This window comes from Streptomyces gardneri (assembly GCF_006539185.1).
Taxonomy (GTDB): domain Bacteria; phylum Actinomycetota; class Actinomycetes; order Streptomycetales; family Streptomycetaceae; genus Streptomyces; species Streptomyces gardneri.
Window position 1 is genome coordinate 40780 of sequence record NZ_BJMN01000050.1, and the last position, 16562, is coordinate 57341.

Consider the following 16562-nt stretch of genomic DNA (forward strand, 5'->3'; position numbering starts at 1 on the left):
TCAGCCCCTCACAGCTTCATCAGGCTGGCGTCGTCGACCGAGGCCGAGTGGCGGGCACGGAAGACGGACACGATGATCGCGAGCCCGACGACGACCTCCGCGGCGGCGACGACCATCGTGAAGAACGCGATGATCTGGCCGTCGAGGTTGCCGTGCATGCGGGAGAAGGTGACGAACGCGAGGTTGCAGGCGTTGAGCATCAGCTCGACGCACATGAAGACCACGATCGCGTTGCGCCGGATCAGCACCCCCGCCGCACCGATGGTGAACAGCAGGGCCGCGAGATACAGGTAGTTGACGGGGTTCACCGGGTGGCCTCCTCTTCGTCCCGGTCCCGGCCGAGCCGCTCCTCGGAGCGCTGCTCCAGGGCCTTGAGGTCGGCGAGCGCCTCGCTGGACACGTCCCGGATCTGACCCCGCTTGCGCAGGGTCTGCATGACGGTGAGCTCCGACGGGGAACCGTCGGGGAGCAGACCGGCGACGTCCACGGCGTTGTGCCGGGCGTAGACACCGGGCGCGGGCAGCGGCGGCACGTGCGTGCCCTGGCGTACGCGCTGCTCGGAGAGCTCGCGCTGGGTGCGGGCCCGCTCGGTGCGCTCGCGGTGCGTGAGCACCATCGCGCCGACGGCCGCCGTGATGAGGAGCGCGCCGGTGATCTCGAAGGCGAAGACGTACTTGGTGAAGATGAGGGCGGCGAGGCCCTCCACGTTTCCGCCGTACGCCGAGTTGGCCGCGCCGAGGCCGTTGAACTCGGTGAGCGAGGCCTGGCCGATGCCGGCGACCAGCAGGATGCCGAAGCCGAGCCCGCAGGCCGCGGCCCACCAGCGCTGGCCCTTGATGGTCTCCTTCAGGGAGTCCGCGGCCGTGACGCCGACCAGCATGACGATGAAGAGGAAGAGCATCATGATCGCGCCGGTGTAGACGACGATCTGGACGATGCCGAGGAAGTACGCGCCGTTGGCGAGGTAGAAGACCGCGAGGACGATCATCGTGCCGGCCAGCGACAGCGCGCTGTGCATGGCCTTCTTCATCAGGATCGTGGCGAGGGCGCCGATGACGGCGACGGTGCCGAGGACCCAGAACTGGAAGGCCTCACCCGAGGACGTCGTGTACGCCGCGAGGTTGGCGCTCATGCGTCCGCCCCCTCCTGCTCGCCCTGCTCACCCTTGGAGACGGCGACCTGCTGGACGGTCCCGGGGGCGGCCTCGGTGACGAGGCCCCGGTAGTAGTCCTGCTCGGTCATGCCGGGGAAGATCGCGTGCGGGGAGTCGACCATGGTCTCCTCCAGGCCCGCGAGCAGCTGCTCCTTGGTGTAGATCAGGTTCTCGCGGGAGGAGTCGGCCAGCTCGAACTCGTTGGTCATCGTCAGCGCGCGCGTGGGGCAGGCCTCGATGCACAGCCCGCAGAGGATGCAGCGGGCGTAGTTGATCTGGTAGACGCGGCCGTACCGCTCGCCGGGCGAGTAGCGCTCCTCGTCGGTGTTGTCCGCGCCCTCGACGTAGATCGCGTCGGCGGGACAGGCCCAGGCGCAGAGCTCGCAGCCGACGCACTTCTCCAGGCCGTCGGGGTGACGGTTGAGCTGGTGCCGGCCGTGGAAGCGGGGCGCCGTCGTCTTCTGCTGCTCCGGGTACTGCTCGGTCAGCCGCTTCTTGAACATGGCCTTGAAGGTCACGCCGAAGCCGGCCACCGGATTCTGGAAGTCAGACACCGTCCGTCTCCTTTCCCTCACTCGCAGTAGCAGTATCGGAGGCGCCACTGACAACGAGGTCCTTGTCGCGCCGCGGCCTGCGCCGGGGCACGGGCGGCAGGGACTGTCCGGGCTTGGGCGGTACGGGGAAGCCTCCGGCCATCGGGTCGAAGACGCGCTCCTTCTCGGGCGCCGCCGCCTGCGCCTTCGCCTTCCTGTCGCGGAACGTGTCGAAGAGGAAGGAGAGCAGCAGCAGTCCGAGGACGGCCCCGGCCACGTACAGGACGATGTTGCTGAACGCGATGTTCTCGTTCCGCAGGGCCCGGACGGTGGCGACGAGCATGAGCCAGACCACGGAGACCGGGATGAGGACCTTCCACCCGAGCTTCATCAGCTGGTCGTAGCGGACGCGGGGCAGGGTGCCGCGGAGCCAGATGAAGAAGAAGAGGAGCAGCTGCACCTTGACGATGAACCAGAGCATCGGCCACCAGCCGTGGTTCGCGCCCTCCCAGAAGGTGGAGATCGGGTACGGGGCCCGCCAGCCGCCCAGGAAGAGCGTCACCGACACGGCCGAGACCGTCACCATGTTCACGTACTCGGCGAGCATGAACAGCGCGAACTTGATGGACGAGTACTCGGTGTTGAAGCCGCCGACGAGGTCGCCCTCGGACTCCGGCATGTCGAAGGGGGCGCGGTTGGTCTCGCCGACCATCGTGACGATGTAGATGATGAACGACACCGGCAGCAGGATCACGAACCAGCGGTCCGCCTGCGCCTCGACGATCGCCGAGGTCGACATCGACCCGGAGTAGAGGAAGACGGAGGCGAAGGCCGCGCCCATGGCGATCTCGTACGAGATCATCTGGGCGCAGGAGCGCAGACCGCCGAGCAGGGGGTACGTGGAGCCGGAGGACCAGCCCGCGAGGACGATGCCGTAGATGCCGACGGAGGCGACCGCGAGGACGTACAGCATCGCGATCGGCAGGTCGGTGAGCTGCATCGTCGTGCGCTGGCCGAAGATCGACACCTCGTTGCCTGCGGGCCCGAAGGGGATCACGGCGATCGCCATGAAGGCCGGGATCGCGGCGATGATCGGGGCGAGGACGTAGACGACCTTGTCGGCCTTCTTGACGATCACGTCCTCCTTCAGCATCAGCTTGACGCCGTCCGCGAGGGACTGGAGGAGGCCCCAGGGGCCGTGCCGGTTGGGGCCGACGCGCAGCTGCATCCAGGCGACGACCTTGCGCTCCCACACGATGGAGAAGAGCACGGTGACCATCAGGAAGGCGAAGCAGAAGACGGCCTTGATCGCGACGAGCCACCAGGGGTCCGTGCCGAACATGGACAGGTCTTCGGCGGCGAGGAGGGTGTTCATGCCTGGACCTCCGTCGGGGTGGCCGGGCCGATGCGGACGAGGTCGCCGGGGTGGGCGCCGGTGGCGGAGTAGACGCCGGTGCCGGCCGAGTTCAGCGGGAGCCAGACCACGCGGTCGGGCATCTCGGTGACCTGGAGCGGGAAGGCGACCGAGCCGGCCGGGCCGGTGACCTCCAGGGTGTCGCCGTCCTTGACGCCGGTGTCGGCGGCGGTGGCGGCGGAGAGCCGGGCGACGGCCGCGTGGCGGGTGCCGGCCAGGGCGGTGTCGCCCTCCTGGAGACGGCCGAGGTCGAGGAGCAGCCGGTGTCCGGCGAGGACGGCCTCGCCGTCGCCGGGCCGGGGCGCGGCCTGGCCGGGCTCGGCGGGCTCGGAGGCCCGCTCCTCGGTCCAGCGGCCGAGCCGGTCCAGCTCCCGTCGTGCGGACCGCAGGTCGGGCAGGGCCAGGTGGGCGTCCATGGCGTCGGCGAGCATGTGGAGCACGCGTGCGTCGGACGGGGCGAGCGGCCTGGTCATCTGCTCGGGCTTGAGCGCGGCCTCGAAGAGGCGTGCCCTGCCTTCCCAGTTGAGGAAGGTGCCGGGCTTCTCGGCGACGGCGGCGACCGGGAGGACGACGTCGGCGCGGTCGGTGACCTCGCCGGGCCGCAGCTCCAGGGAGACCACGAAGGCCGCGTCGAGGGCCTCACGCGCGCGTGCCGGGTCGGGCAGGTCGACGACGTCGACACCGGCGACGAGCAGGGCGGCGAGTTCGCCGGTGGCCGCGGCCTCCAGGATCTGACCGGTGTCGCGGCCGTAGCGGTGCGGGAGTTCGCGGACGCCCCAGGCGGCGGCGACCTCCTCCCGCGCGCGCGGGTCGGTCGCGGGCCGGCCGCCGGGCAGCAGCGTCGGGATCGCGCCCGCCTCCACCGCGCCGCGCTCGCCGGAACGGCGCGGGATCCAGACGAGCCGGGCGCCGGTGGCGGCCGAGGCGCGCAGGGCGGCGGTGAGCGCGCCGGGCACGCCCGCGAGGCGCTCGCCGACGGCGATGACGGAGCCTTCCCGGCGGAGGGCCTCGGCGGCGGCGAGTCCGTCGCCTTCGAGGCCGACCCGGGAGGTGAGGGCGTCGAGCCACTCGGTCTCGGTGCCGGGCGCGGCCGGCAGCAGGGTGCCGCCCGCCTTCTCCAGGCCGCGGGTCGCGAAGGCGGCGATCGCGTACGTCTTCTGGCCGTGCTTGCGCCAGGCCTTGCGGAGCCGCAGGAAGACGCCGGGGGCCTCCTCCTCGGACTCCAGGCCGACGAGGAGAACGGCCGGCGCCGCTTCGAGCGAGGTGTACGTGACACCCGTACCGTCCAGGTCGCGTCCGCGTCCGGCGACGGCGGAGGCCAGGAAGTCGGCCTCCTCGCCGGAGTGGACGCGGGCCCGGAAGTCGATGTCGTTGGTGTCGAGGGCGACCCGGGCGAACTTGGCGTACGCGTAGGAGTCCTCGACGGTCAGCCGGCCGCCGGCGAGGACGCCGGTGCGGCCGCGGACGAGCCCGCGGGCGGCGGCCTCCAGGGCCTCCGGCCAGGACGCCGCTTCGAGCTCACCGGTCTCGTTGTTGCGGACGAGGGGGGTGGTGAGCCGGTCGCGCTGCTGCGCGTACCGGAAACCGAAGCGGCCCTTGTCGCAGATCCACTCCTCGTTGACCTCGGGGTCCTCGGCGGCGAGCTTCCGCATGACCTTGCCGCGCCGGTGGTCGGTGCGGGTGGCGCAGCCGCCGGCGCACTGCTCGCAGACCGACGGCGAGGAGACCAGGTCGAAGGGGCGGGAGCGGAAGCGGTAGGCGGCCGAGGTGAGGGCGCCGACCGGGCAGATCTGGATGGTGTTGCCGGAGAAGTACGACTCGAAGGGGTCGCCCTCGCCGGTGCCGACCTGCTGGAGCGCGCCGCGCTCGATCAGCTCGATCATCGGGTCGCCCGCGACCTGGTTGGAGAAGCGGGTGCAGCGGGCGCAGAGCACGCAGCGCTCGCGGTCGAGCAGCACCTGCGTGGAGATGTTGACCGGCTTCTCGTAGGTCCGCTTGTGGCCGTCGAAGCGGGACTCCGACTGGCCGTGGGACATGGCCTGGTTCTGCAGGGGGCACTCGCCGCCCTTGTCGCAGACCGGGCAGTCCAGCGGGTGGTTGATGAGCAGCAGCTCCATCACGCCGTGCTGGGCCTTCTCGGCCACGGGCGAGGTGAGCTGCGACTTGACCACCATGCCGTCGGTGCAGGTGATGGTGCAGGAGGCCATGGGCTTGCGCTGGCCCTCGACCTCGACGATGCACTGGCGGCAGGCGCCGGCGGGGTCGAGGAGCGGGTGGTCGCAGAAGCGCGGGATCTCGATGCCGAGCTGCTCGGCGGCGCGGATGACCAGCGTCCCCTTGGGGACGGAGATCTCGATGCCGTCGATGGTCAGCGTGACGAGGTCCTGGGGCGGGAGCGCCGCCTCGCCGCCCCCGGAGGGGGCAGACGTGGTGACTGTCATGCGTTCACCTCCGTGTTGTCTGCGCGCCGGTCGGCCCAGACGGTCGACCTGGCGGGGTCGAAGGGGCAGCCCTTGCCCGTGATGTGCTGCTCGTACTCCGCGCGGAAGTACTTGAGCGAGGAGAAGATCGGCGAGGCGGCGCCGTCGCCGAGGGCGCAGAACGACTTGCCGTTGATGTTGTCGGCGATGTCGTTCAGCTTGTCGAGGTCGGACATCACGCCCTTGCCGGCTTCGATGTCGCGGAGCAACTGGACGAGCCAGTACGTGCCTTCGCGGCAGGGGGTGCACTTGCCGCAGGACTCGTGGGCGTAGAACTCGGTCCAGCGGGTGACGGCCCGGACGACGCAGGTCGTCTCGTCGAAGCACTGGAGGGCCTTGGTGCCGAGCATGGATCCGGCGGCGCCGACGCCCTCGTAGTCGAGGGGCACGTCGAGGTGCTCCTCGGTGAACATGGGGGTGGAGGAGCCGCCGGGGGTCCAGAACTTGAGCCGGTGGCCCGGCCGCATGCCGCCGCTCATGTCGAGGAGCTGGCGCAGGGTGATGCCGAGGGGGGCCTCGTACTGGCCGGGTGTGGCGACGTGCCCGCTGAGCGAGTAGAGCGTGAAGCCCGGGGACTTCTCGCTGCCCATCGAGGTGAACCATTCCTTGCCGCGGTTGAGGATCGCGGGAACGGACGCGATGGACTCGACGTTGTTCACGACAGTGGGGCAGGCGTACAGACCGGCGACCGCGGGGAAGGGGGGGCGCAGCCGGGGCTGGCCGCGGCGCCCTTCGAGCGAGTCGAGCAGGGCGGTCTCCTCGCCGCAGATGTACGCGCCGGCGCCGGCGTGGACGGTGAGTTCGAGGTTGAGACCGCTGCCGAGGATGTTCCGGCCGAGGTAGCCCGCCGCGTAGGCCTCGCGGACGGCCTCGTGGAGACGGCGCAGGACGGGGACGACCTCGCCGCGCAGGTAGATGAACGCGTGCTCGGAGCGGATCGCGTAGCAGGCGATGATCATTCCCTCGATGAGGGAGTGCGGGTTGGCGAAGAGGAGGGGGATGTCCTTGCAGGTGCCGGGCTCGGACTCATCGGCGTTGACGACGAGGTAGTGGGGCTTGCCGTCGCCCTGCGGGATGAACTGCCACTTCATGCCGGTGGGGAAGCCGGCGCCGCCGCGGCCGCGGAGCCCGGATTCCTTGACGTACGCGATGAGGTCGTCGGGGCTCATCGCGAGGGCCCGCTTGAGGCCCTGGTATCCCTCGTGCCGCTCGTAGGTCTCCAGGGTCCAGGAGTTGGGCTGGTCCCAGAATGCGGAGAGGACCGGGGCGAGAAGCTTCTCGGGGCTGTTGTTGTTGTCGATCTCGGCCGCCAAGGTCATCACTCCCCCTCCTGACGGGTTGCCTCACCGCGCGGGTGGACGATTCGGTGGTGGGGCGCCTCGCCCTTGGCCAGGCGCAGTCCGACGAGGGAGGCGGGGCCCGCTCCGCCGGTGGCCTCGACGGCGCCGGGGCGCTCGTCGGGGAAGCCGGCGAGGATGCGGGCGGTCTCCTTGAAGGTGCAGAGGGGGGCGCCGCGGGTGGGTTCGACGGTCCGTCCGGCCCGCAGGTCGTCCACCATCCTCTTGGCGGACTCCGGGGTCTGGTTGTCGAAGAACTCCCAGTTGACCATCACGACGGGTGCGAAGTCGCAGGCCGCGTTGCACTCGATGTGTTCAAGGGTGATCTTGCCGTCGGCAGTCGTGTCGTCGGCTCCGTTGTTTCCGACGCCGAGGTGCTGCTTGAGCTCCTCGAAGATGGCGTCGCCGCCCATGACGGCGCAGAGCGTGTTCGTACAGACGCCGACCTGGTAGTCGCCGGAGGGCTTGCGCCGGTACATCGTGTAGAAGGTGGCGACGGCGGTGACCTCGGCGGTGGTCAGGCCGAGGAGTTCGGCGCAGAACCGCATGCCGGTACGGGTCACATGGCCCTCCTCCGACTGCACGAGGTGCAGCATCGGCAGGAGCGCGGAGCGGGAGTCCGGGTAGCGGGCGATGATCGCCCGCGCGTCCTCCTCCAGGCGCGCGTGGACCTCGGCCGGGTACTCGGGGGCGGGCAGCTGGGGCATCCCCAGGCTGACGTTCTCCGTCATCGGTCGACGCCTCCCATCACGGGGTCGATGGAGGCGACGGCGACGATGACGTCGGCGACCTGGCCGCCCTCGCACATCGCGGCCATGGCCTGGAGGTTGGTGAAGGACGGGTCGCGGAAGTGGACCCGGAAGGGGCGGGTGCCGCCGTCGGAGACGACGTGCACGCCGAGCTCGCCCTTGGGCGACTCGACGGCCGCGTAGGCCTGCCCGGCGGGGACCCGGAAGCCCTCGGTGACCAGCTTGAAGTGGTGGATCAGGGCCTCCATGGAGGTGCCCATGATCTTCTTGATGTGGTCGAGGGAGTTGCCGAGGCCGTCGGGGCCGAGCGCGAGCTGCGCGGGCCAGGCGATCTTCTTGTCGCCGACCATGACCGGTCCCGGGGCGAGGCGGTCGAGGCACTGCTCGACGATCCGGAGCGACTGCCGCATCTCCTCCAGGCGGACGAGGAAGCGTCCGTAGGAGTCGCAGGTGTCGGCGGTCGGGACGTCGAACTCGTAGTTCTCGTAGCCGCAGTACGGGTCCGTCTTGCGCAGGTCGTGCGGGAGGCCCGCGGAGCGCAGGATCGGTCCGGTGGCGCCGAGGGCCATGCAGCCGGTGAGGTCGAGGTAGCCGACGTCCTGCATGCGGGCCTTGAAGATGGGGTTGCCGGTGGCGAGCTTGTCGTACTCCGGCAGGTTCTTCTTCATGGTCTTCACGAACTCGCGGACGGCGTCGACGGCGCCGGGCGGCAGGTCCTGGGCGAGGCCGCCGGGGCGGATGAACGCGTGGTTCATGCGCAGGCCGGTGATCAGCTCGTACAGGTCCAGGATCATCTCGCGGTCCCGGAAGCCGTAGATCATGATCGTGGTGGCGCCGAGCTCCATGCCGCCGGTGGCGATGCACACCAGGTGGGAGGAGAGCCGGTTGAGCTCCATGAGCAGGACGCGGATGACGCTGGCGCGGTCCGGGATCTGCTCGGTGATGCCGAGGAGCTTCTCCACGCCGAGGCAGTACGCCGTCTCGTTGTAGAACGAGGTGAGGTAGTCCATGCGCGTGACGAAGGTGGTGCCCTGCGTCCAGGTCCGGTACTCGAGGTTCTTCTCGATGCCGGTGTGGAGGTAGCCGATGCCGCAGCGGGCCTCGGTGACGGTCTCGCCGTCGATCTCCAGGATGAGCCGGAGCACGCCGTGGGTGGACGGGTGCTGCGGGCCCATGTTGACGATGATGCGTTCGTCGTCGGCCTTGGCGGCGGACTGGACGACCTCTTCCCAGTCGCCGCCGGTCACCGTGTAGACGGCGCCTTCTGTCGTCTCCCGGGGGGAGGCGGACGGGGTGTTCACGAGTACGACCTCCGCTGGTCCGGAGCCGGGATCTGGGCGCCCTTGTACTCGATGGCGATGCCACCGAGGGGGTAGTCCTTGCGCTGCGGGTGGCCCTGCCAGTCGTCCGGCATCATGATCCGGGTGAGGGCGGGGTGACCGTCGAAGACGATGCCGAAGAAGTCGTACGCCTCGCGCTCGTGCCAGTCGTTCGTCGGGTAGACGGCGACGAGGGACGGGATGCGCGGGTCGGCGTCGGGCGCCGAGACCTCCAGGCGGATCAGCCTGCCGTGGGTGAGCGAGCGCAGGTGGTAGACGGCGTGCAGCTCGCGGCCCTTGTCCCCCGGGTAGTGGACGCCGGAGACGCCGGTGCAGAGCTCGAAGCGGAGCGCCGGGTCGTCGCGGAGCGTGCGGGCGACGCGGACGAGGTGCTCGCGCTCGATGTGGAAGGTGAGCTCGTCGCGGTCGACGACCGTCTTCTCGATGGCTTTGGCGGGGAGCAGTCCCTGCTCCTCCAGTGCGCCTTCGAGTTCGTCGGCGACCTCGTCGAACCAGCCGCCGTACGGGCGGTTGGCCGGGCCGGGGAGGCGGATCGAGCGGACGAGGCCGCTGTAGCCGGACGTGTCGCCGCCGTTGTTGGCGCCGAACATGCCACGCTGGAGGCGTACCTCCTCGCCGTGCTCCCCGCGCTGGCCCGGCAGGTTCTGCTCGCTCAGCTCCTTCTCGGGGTTGGGTGTCTCGTCACTCACCGGAGCAGACCCTTCAATTCGATGGTCGGCAGCGCCTTGAGCGCCGCCTCCTCCGCCTCGCGCGCCGCCTCCTCGGCGTTCACGCCGAGCTTGGAGGTCTGGATCTTCTGGTGGAGCTTGAGGATCGCGTCGAGGAGCATCTCCGGCCGCGGCGGACAGCCGGGCAGGTAGATGTCGACGGGCACGATGTGGTCGACGCCCTGCACGATCGCGTAGTTGTTGAACATGCCGCCCGAGGAGGCGCAGACGCCCATCGAGATGACCCACTTGGGGTTGGGCATCTGGTCGTAGACCTGCCGCAGGACCGGCGCCATCTTCTGGCTGACGCGGCCGGCGACGATCATGAGGTCGGCCTGGCGCGGTGAGCCGCGGAAGACCTCCATGCCGAAGCGGGCCAGGTCGTACCGGCCGGCGCCGGTGGTCATCATCTCGATGGCGCAGCAGGCGAGGCCGAAGGTCGCGGGGAACACGGACGCCTTGCGCACCCAGCCCGCGGCCTGTTCGACCGTCGTCAGCAGAAAGCCGCTCGGGAGTTTCTCTTCGAGTCCCATTGGTGCCCCTCAGCCCCTCAGTCCCATTCCAGGCCGCCGCGACGCCACACGTAGGCGTAGGCGACGAAGACGGTGAGCACGAAGAGCAGCATCTCCACGAGCCCGAAAAGCCCCAGGGCGTCGAACGTGACCGCCCAGGGGTAGAGGAAGACGATCTCGATGTCGAAGACGATGAAGAGCATCGCCGTCAGGTAGTACTTGATCGGGAAGCGGCCGCCTCCGGCGGGAGTGGGTGTCGGCTCGATGCCGCACTCGTACGCCTCAAGCTTTGCCCTGTTGTACCGCTTTGGCCCGATAAGCGTGGCCATGACCACGGAGAAGATCGCAAACCCCGCACCCAGGGCACCGAGCACGAGGACGGGCGCGTACGCATTCACGCTCCTCGCTCCTTCCAGTCGTCCTTGACCGTTGGATCGCACGACCGGACCGTGAAAGATCGCCCCCATGTGAGGCAGTTCACAAGCCCGGCTGCCCCGCATCTTATGCCCGCCCCTCTGTGATCTGCGACACGGGATACAGCAACGAGTTTGTGATCTCCACCACCTGACGAAGGATCATGAAGCCGGATGAGCGGTGATCTTGTTGCGCGAAGCGCCCAGGTGATCACCAGATGTGACATCCGTACCGGAAGTCGCTGCTCGGAGGGGGTGGCGCACTATCAAGCCATGGCCCATACAGGCAAATTGGCGATGGGATGGATCAAGGTGATAAAGGAAGCCGCCGTCGCCCGGTCGGGGGGTCCGGCGTACGGAGGTGGACGCGTGCGCCCGTTCACGAGCGGGGATGTGACCTGCGTCACGCCGCATGGGGGTCCGGGAAAGCGGGGCTTGGCCACAGACGTGAAGAGGTGGTAAGTGACGGGCAATTCGGACGTTTTATTGAAACCGCATGATCAAGGGCGCAATGAGCCGTGCCCGATTTGCCCGTTACGGCGTCAATAAGGGTGCCAAGGAAGCGGATTCAGCCATTCCCGGGGCAACTGTGGCGCAGCCCACGTTTCTTGAAGGGAACCGCCAAGCCCTGATAGCGGTTGTTCCCATGTCCCACACCGCTCACATACCCAGCCACCGGAAGCCCCGCCGCAGCGCCTCGAAGCTCGCGCTCCGCGCCGGAGTTGCCGGTGGCGTCCTCGGCACCATCGCGGTGGCCGGTGCTGCCGGGCCGGCGAATGCCGAGCCGGTGACCGAGACCATCGAAATGCCCACGCTCGGATCCCTCGACACCGCGGGCCTGGCGAGTGCTGTCGCCGCCTCGGCCGAGGCGTCCCAGCAGGAGGCCCTCGACCAGAGCCTGGAGAGCCAGGAGAACGCGGCCCTGCAGAAGGCCGCGAAGGAGGCCAAGAAGGCCAAGGCCGAGGCGGACCGCAAGGCCGAGGCCGAGCGCGCCGAGAAGGCCCGCGCCGAGGCCGAGGCCAAGGCGAAGGCCGAGCAGGAGCGCCTGGAGGCCGAGGCCCGCGCCTCGCGCGACCGTGAGCGCACCCAGCTCCGGACCACCTCCACGAGCGACAACAGCTCCTCCGGCTCCAACGCCTCGGACTCCGGCTCGGGCTCCACCGGCTCCTCGGACAGCGGCTCCTCCACGGGCAGCAGCAGCAACACCGAGACGCAGGCCCCCTCAGGCACCGCCGCCGCGATCGTGGCCTTCGCGCGCGCCCAGATCGGCGACGCGTACGTCATGGGCGGCACCGGCCCCAACTCCTGGGACTGCTCCGGCCTCGTCCAGGCCGCCTACGCCTCGGCCGGCATCGACCTGCCGCGCATCTCCGGCGACCAGTCGAGCCGCGGCACTTCCGTCTCGCTGAGCAACCTCCAGCCGGGCGACGTCCTGTACTGGGGCAGCCGCAGCGGCTCGTACCACGTCGCCATCTACGTCGGCGGCGGCAAGTACGTCGGCGCGCAGAACCCGTCCACGGGCGTCGTCGAGCGCTCGCTCGACTGGGACACCCCGTCGGGCGCCGTCCGGATCCTCTGATCCGGCGCACCACTCGATCGCCAGGCGAAGGGCCGTCACTCCTCGGGGGAGAGACGGTCCTTCGTCATGTGTGCCGCACGTCAGTGGCGGAGCGCCTCGGCCGGTTCGACGCGGGAGGCCCGCCAGGCCGGGTAGAGGCCGGCGACCACACCCGTCCCCAGACCGATCAGCGGCGCCGCGACGACGGCCGCGGGATGGACGACCGGGGTCCAGTCCCGGGCGAGCGCCACCCCGACCACCGTGCACACGCCCAGCGCCGTCCCGACGAGCCCGCCGACCGCGCCCAGGACCCCGGACTCCGTGAGGAACTGGACGGTGACGTGCCGCGCCCGGGCGCCCAGGGCCCGCCGCAGACCGATCTCGCCGGTCCGCTCCAGGACCGCGACCAGCGTGGTGTTGGCGATGCCGACGGCGCCGATCACCAGACAGACCCCGGCGAGCAGCAGGAACAGCTGGTCGAGGTCGCCGGTGACGTCCGCCCGCAGCGCCCTCGGGTCCGGCGGCGGGACGGCCTTCAGATACTCCGGATGGTCCGGGCGCAGCGCGACCGCGGCCTCGTGGGCGATCTGCCGGGCGGCCCCGGTCTCCGTGGCGACCAGCATCCTCGCGTCACCCGCCCCCGGCGGCCCCCACATGCGCTCGGCGGTCGTCCGGGGCACGCTCACCGACATCAGGACGTCCGGCCTGCGCTCGACGTCGTCGACGATGCCGGCCACCACGAACGGCTCGTCCCCGATGAACACCGCGGGCCGGGTCTCCAGGGTGGTGATGCCGAGCCGGGCGGCCACGGACGCCCCGACGACCGCCACCGGCTGGGCCTTCGCCGAGGCGAACTCGTCGTAGAGCCGGCCCTGCGCGAGGCGGGGGACGGCGGCCCGGAGCGCGCCGGGTGAGGCCGCGACCACGTCGACCGGGACTCCGTCGGCGCCGTCGCCCACGGGCGCGGCGCGCACGGTGACGTCCGGGCCGAGCCGGACCGTCCAGTAGACCCCGGCGTCCCGGACGCCGCCGAGCCGCCCGATCCGGGCGTCCGCGTCGGCGGGGAAGGCGGGTCCCGCGAACTCGTCCTGCTCCTGGGCGATGTCCTCGACGGTGACCTCGGTGGCGGTCAGCAGGTCGAACCGGGAGTCGATCCGGGAGGACGTGGTCGCCGTCAGGCCGAGGACCGCGACGAAGGTGCCGACGCCGAGGACCGTGCCGAGCGCGGTGAGCACGGACCGGCCGGGGCGCTGGAGCATGCCCGCGACGGCCTCGGAGAGCGCGTCGCGGGGGGTGAGGCGGGAGGGTTCGACGATCCGGCCGGCGCGCGGGCGGCGGCTTCTCATGCGGGGTTCCGTTCCGCGCGGGGTGCGGTGTCCCGGGGGTGTTCGGCGAGCAGGCCGTCGCGGATCGTGACCGTACGGCCGGCGCGGGCGGCGACCTCGCGGTCGTGGGTGATGACGACGACCGTCATGCCGGAGGCGTGGAGTTCACCGAGAAGGGCGAGGACCGTCTCCGCGTTGCCGGAGTCGAGGTTTCCCGTCGGCTCGTCGCAGAGCAGCAGCGAGGGGCGGCCCGCCAGCGCGCGGGCGATGGCGACGCGCTGGCGCTCGCCGCCCGAGAGGCGGCCCGGGAGCGCGTCGACGCGGTGGGCGAGGCCGACGCGTGCCAGCGCCTCCCTGGCCCTGCTGCGGCGCTCGGCGCGGGGCACGGCCGAATACACCATCGAGAGCATGACGTTCTCCGTGGCGCTGCGGTGCGGCATGAGGTGGAACGCCTGGAAGACGAAGCCGATGCGCCGGCCTCGCAGGGCGGTGCGGTCGCCGTCGGAGAGGGCGGCCGTGTCGATGCCGTCGAGGAGGTAGGTGCCCTCGGTGGGTGCGTCGAGGAGGCCGGCCACGTTCAGGAACGTGGACTTGCCGGAGCCGGAGGGGCCGACGACGGCGACGAACTCGCCGTGCCTGACCGTGAGTTCGCAGGGGCACAGGGCCCGGACGGGGGGCGGGCCCGGGTAGGTGAGGCCGACCCGGCGGAACTCCATGACGGGGGCGGGTGGGGTCACTCCTGCCCCCGGCCGCCCTGGGCGGCGCCGGTGGCGGCCACCCCCGTCACGACCTCGGCGCCCGCCGCCAGGGCGCCCGCCGCGAGCGGTACGACCTCGACGTAGCCGTCCCCGAGGGTGCCGGTCCGCACCTCGACGGGGTTCCGGCGCCCGCTCGCGTCGACGACGGTGACCAGGGTCCGGCCGTCCGCGCCCGCCGACACGGCGGTGACGGGGACGACGAGGGCCTCGCCGTCGGTGGAGGCGGCCTCGATCGTCAGCCGTACGTCCTGGCCGGCGAGGGCGGGCGGGATCTCCGCGTCGGGCACCGCGGTGAAGAGGAAGCCGGTGGGGCCCTTCGCGGGGGCGCCGCCTTCCTGGTCCGCTCCCCCGTCGCCGCCGCTCGGCGCGGTACGGACGGAGCTCGGCGCGGAGGCGACGGTCCCGACCTCCGCCGTGAGTTCGACGCCGGTCACCTCGTCGACGACACGGACCTTCTGGCCGGGCCTGACCATGCCCTTCTGGTGGTCCTGGAGATGGCCCTGGGCGAGGAGACGGCCGGAGGACAGGGTCAGCAGGGTGCCGGACACCGGGGAGCCGGGGCGCACGGCGGTGGACGCGACCCGGGCGGGGAAGCGGTCCACGAAGACGACCTCGCCGGCCGGGACCATGGGTCCGGCGGCGGCCCATGCCTTGTCCAGGGCGGTGCGGGCGGTGGCGAGGTCGGCGAGGGCCCGGTCGCGGGCCTTGCGCAGCGCCTTCGCCTGGGCCTTGGCCTGGGCCCTCGTCTGCGCCGCCGTCCGGGCCTTGTCGTCGGGGTCCGCGCCGTCCGCGCCGCCCCGGCCGTCCGCGCTGTTCTGCCCGTCCTGCCCGTCCTGGCTTGCCTGGTCGTCCTGGCTTGCCTGGCTGTCCGCGAGGGCGTCCCGCGCGTCCTCGGCGGCGCGTTCGGCGGCTGTCACGGCGGCCGCGGCACCGTCGACGGACGCGCCGTCGTCGTCCTGGGCGGGCCGGGGGTCGTAGCCGACGGAGGCGTAGAACTCCGTCACGGCGACCTTGGTCCCGGCACCGAAGACGCCCTGCTCGTCGCCGCCCCGGCCGTGCCCGAGCGCGGCGAGCGCGGCCTGGAGCTGGGCGACGTCGTCGCCGGTCGCGCCCGGCTTGAGGTCGCGGTAGACGGGCAGGCGCCCCTTCAGTACGAGGACGGGGCGGCCGGAGATCTCCAGGAGGACCTGCCCGGGGCGCACCGCGGCGCCGAGGGCGACCGGCGTCTTGGTGACGACGGGCGTGGCGCCCTCGCCGCCGGCGACGACGGGCGCGACCTGGACGGTCTGCCCGGCGACGACGGTGCCGCGCAGGACGACCGTCTCGCGCAGGACGCGGCGCTCGACGGGGGCGGTGAGGACGTCGGGCGGGGGCGCCTCGGCGTCCGCGGCGACCTGCGCCGGGGACTTGATCACCGTACCGGCGAAGACTCCGGCGACGGTGAGCACGACGGCACCGACGACGAGGGCGCCGATCCACAGGTGCCCGCGGCGGGCACGGGGTTCGTGGGAGGTCTCGGGTTCCGGCCCGGCGGGCTCAGCCACCGTCGACCGCGCCGCCCTGGCCCTCCTGGTCCCCTGCGGCCGCCGGGCGGCACTTGCGGAGGATCTCGGGGAGCCCGGCGTCGTACTTCAGCGCCTCGCTCTCCGGCAGCCGGCCGGTCTTCGGGTCCGGGTCGGGGTAGTCGGGGTATCCATTGCGCCGGACGCACTCGGACAGCGCCTTGTCCTGCTTCATCTGCTCCTGGTCCACCGGCAGTTCGGCGGGCATGAGGCTCCGGCACGCCTTGTCGGCGTCGCGCTGCGCCTTCTCGCTGTTGGCGTCCTTGTCGACCCGCCTGGCGCCGCCCTCCGTCTCCGTGAGCTTCAGTCCCTGCTCGGCGAGGCAGTCGTAGAACGGGACGAAGGCGGCTTCCGCCGGGGCCGTCGGGACGGGGCGGGAGGCGGCGGGTTCGGCGTCGCCCCCGCACCCGGTGAGCGCGAGAGCGGCGAGGAGCAAAGGGACGGTCAGCGGGCGTCTCATCGATGCACGTCCTTATCCGGGGGTCCCGTTGTCCGGGACTTCCCGATACGGGGGCGGCGCTCGGAGCCGGCGGCGCGGTGCGCCTCCACGACTCGGCGCGGAAGGGGCCGAGCCATTCGTACGGCTGCTCGACCTCGGCCACTCTAACTACTCGCTCACCATCACGTCACGCCCACAACTCCCCTACAAAACAAGACGTTTACCCACGCGCACAGCAGACGCGAAGACATGCGGAAGACCGGGCTCCCGTCGACCTGACGA

16 protein-coding genes are annotated in these 16562 nt (G+C 71.2%); 1 reads left to right on the top strand and 15 read right to left on the bottom strand.

From position 1 onward, the window contains the following. Positions 1 to 8 precede the first annotated feature (8 nt). Genes nuoK through SGA01_RS32760 form a run of 11 tightly spaced genes read right to left on the bottom strand, consistent with a single transcriptional unit; the run spans position 9 to position 10623 of the window. A complete protein-coding gene (nuoK, locus tag SGA01_RS32710) occupies positions 9 to 308 on the bottom strand; it encodes an NADH-quinone oxidoreductase subunit NuoK (RefSeq protein ID WP_017239464.1) in 300 nt (99 codons plus the stop codon). After that, positions 305 to 1132, bottom strand: a complete 828-nt coding sequence (locus tag SGA01_RS32715; RefSeq protein ID WP_141301132.1) for an NADH-quinone oxidoreductase subunit J — start codon at positions 1130 to 1132, stop codon at positions 305 to 307. Before SGA01_RS32715 ends, nuoK begins: the two co-directional genes overlap by 4 nt. After that, positions 1129 to 1707, bottom strand: a complete 579-nt coding sequence (nuoI, locus tag SGA01_RS32720; protein WP_055641927.1) for an NADH-quinone oxidoreductase subunit NuoI — start codon at positions 1705 to 1707, stop codon at positions 1129 to 1131. Before nuoI ends, SGA01_RS32715 begins: the two co-directional genes overlap by 4 nt. Beyond that, positions 1700 to 3061 carry an NADH-quinone oxidoreductase subunit NuoH gene (nuoH, locus tag SGA01_RS32725; RefSeq protein ID WP_141301134.1) on the bottom strand — a complete coding sequence of 454 codons (1362 nt, stop codon included), beginning with the start codon at positions 3059 to 3061 and terminating at the stop codon, positions 1700 to 1702. Before nuoH ends, nuoI begins: the two co-directional genes overlap by 8 nt. Next, a complete protein-coding gene (locus SGA01_RS32730) occupies positions 3058 to 5541 on the bottom strand; it encodes an NADH-quinone oxidoreductase subunit G (RefSeq protein WP_141301136.1) in 2484 nt (827 codons plus the stop codon). Before SGA01_RS32730 ends, nuoH begins: the two co-directional genes overlap by 4 nt. Beyond that, complete coding sequence (gene nuoF, locus SGA01_RS32735; protein WP_055641930.1) at positions 5538 to 6899, bottom strand: NADH-quinone oxidoreductase subunit NuoF; 1362 nt, start codon at positions 6897 to 6899, stop codon at positions 5538 to 5540. The genes SGA01_RS32730 and nuoF overlap by 4 nt, the downstream gene beginning before the upstream one ends. Next, positions 6899 to 7648, bottom strand: coding sequence for an NADH-quinone oxidoreductase subunit NuoE (gene nuoE, locus SGA01_RS32740; RefSeq protein WP_141301138.1), 750 nt, complete (start codon positions 7646 to 7648; stop codon positions 6899 to 6901). Before nuoE ends, nuoF begins: the two co-directional genes overlap by 1 nt. After that, positions 7645 to 8967, bottom strand: coding sequence for an NADH-quinone oxidoreductase subunit D (locus tag SGA01_RS32745; RefSeq protein WP_141301140.1), 1323 nt, complete (start codon positions 8965 to 8967; stop codon positions 7645 to 7647). Before SGA01_RS32745 ends, nuoE begins: the two co-directional genes overlap by 4 nt. Continuing rightward, positions 8964 to 9695: an NADH-quinone oxidoreductase subunit C gene (locus SGA01_RS32750; RefSeq protein ID WP_141301142.1), complete on the bottom strand. Its 732-nt coding sequence runs from the start codon at positions 9693 to 9695 to the stop codon at positions 8964 to 8966. Before SGA01_RS32750 ends, SGA01_RS32745 begins: the two co-directional genes overlap by 4 nt. Continuing rightward, complete coding sequence (locus tag SGA01_RS32755) at positions 9692 to 10246, bottom strand: NuoB/complex I 20 kDa subunit family protein (protein WP_024756031.1); 555 nt, start codon at positions 10244 to 10246, stop codon at positions 9692 to 9694. Before SGA01_RS32755 ends, SGA01_RS32750 begins: the two co-directional genes overlap by 4 nt. A gap of 17 nt (positions 10247 to 10263) precedes the next feature. Next, the gene (locus SGA01_RS32760) at positions 10264 to 10623 is read right to left on the bottom strand and encodes an NADH-quinone oxidoreductase subunit A (RefSeq protein ID WP_019888619.1); all 360 of its coding nucleotides are present in this window, start codon (positions 10621 to 10623) and stop codon (positions 10264 to 10266) included. A 661-nt stretch (positions 10624 to 11284) separates the two neighbouring features. Between SGA01_RS32760 and SGA01_RS32765 the strand changes: the two genes are divergently transcribed. After that, the gene (locus SGA01_RS32765; protein WP_141301144.1) at positions 11285 to 12217 is read left to right on the top strand and encodes a C40 family peptidase; all 933 of its coding nucleotides are present in this window, start codon (positions 11285 to 11287) and stop codon (positions 12215 to 12217) included. An 80-nt stretch (positions 12218 to 12297) separates the two neighbouring features. Here SGA01_RS32765 and SGA01_RS32770 read toward each other — a convergent pair whose 3' ends face one another. From SGA01_RS32770 to SGA01_RS32785, 4 genes are read right to left on the bottom strand one after another with little or no spacing between them, the layout of a single operon-like run. Beyond that, the gene (locus SGA01_RS32770) at positions 12298 to 13542 is read right to left on the bottom strand and encodes an ABC transporter permease (RefSeq protein ID WP_141301146.1); all 1245 of its coding nucleotides are present in this window, start codon (positions 13540 to 13542) and stop codon (positions 12298 to 12300) included. Then, positions 13539 to 14258 carry an ABC transporter ATP-binding protein gene (locus SGA01_RS32775; RefSeq protein ID WP_141301148.1) on the bottom strand — a complete coding sequence of 240 codons (720 nt, stop codon included), beginning with the start codon at positions 14256 to 14258 and terminating at the stop codon, positions 13539 to 13541. Before SGA01_RS32775 ends, SGA01_RS32770 begins: the two co-directional genes overlap by 4 nt. Beyond that, complete coding sequence (locus SGA01_RS32780; RefSeq protein WP_229918386.1) at positions 14255 to 15823, bottom strand: peptidoglycan-binding protein; 1569 nt, start codon at positions 15821 to 15823, stop codon at positions 14255 to 14257. Before SGA01_RS32780 ends, SGA01_RS32775 begins: the two co-directional genes overlap by 4 nt. Next, on the bottom strand, positions 15816 to 16301 hold the full coding sequence (locus SGA01_RS32785) for a hypothetical protein (RefSeq protein ID WP_141301150.1): 486 nt from the start codon (positions 16299 to 16301) through the stop codon (positions 15816 to 15818). The genes SGA01_RS32780 and SGA01_RS32785 overlap by 8 nt, the downstream gene beginning before the upstream one ends. Between the last annotated feature and the right edge of the window lie 261 nt (positions 16302 to 16562).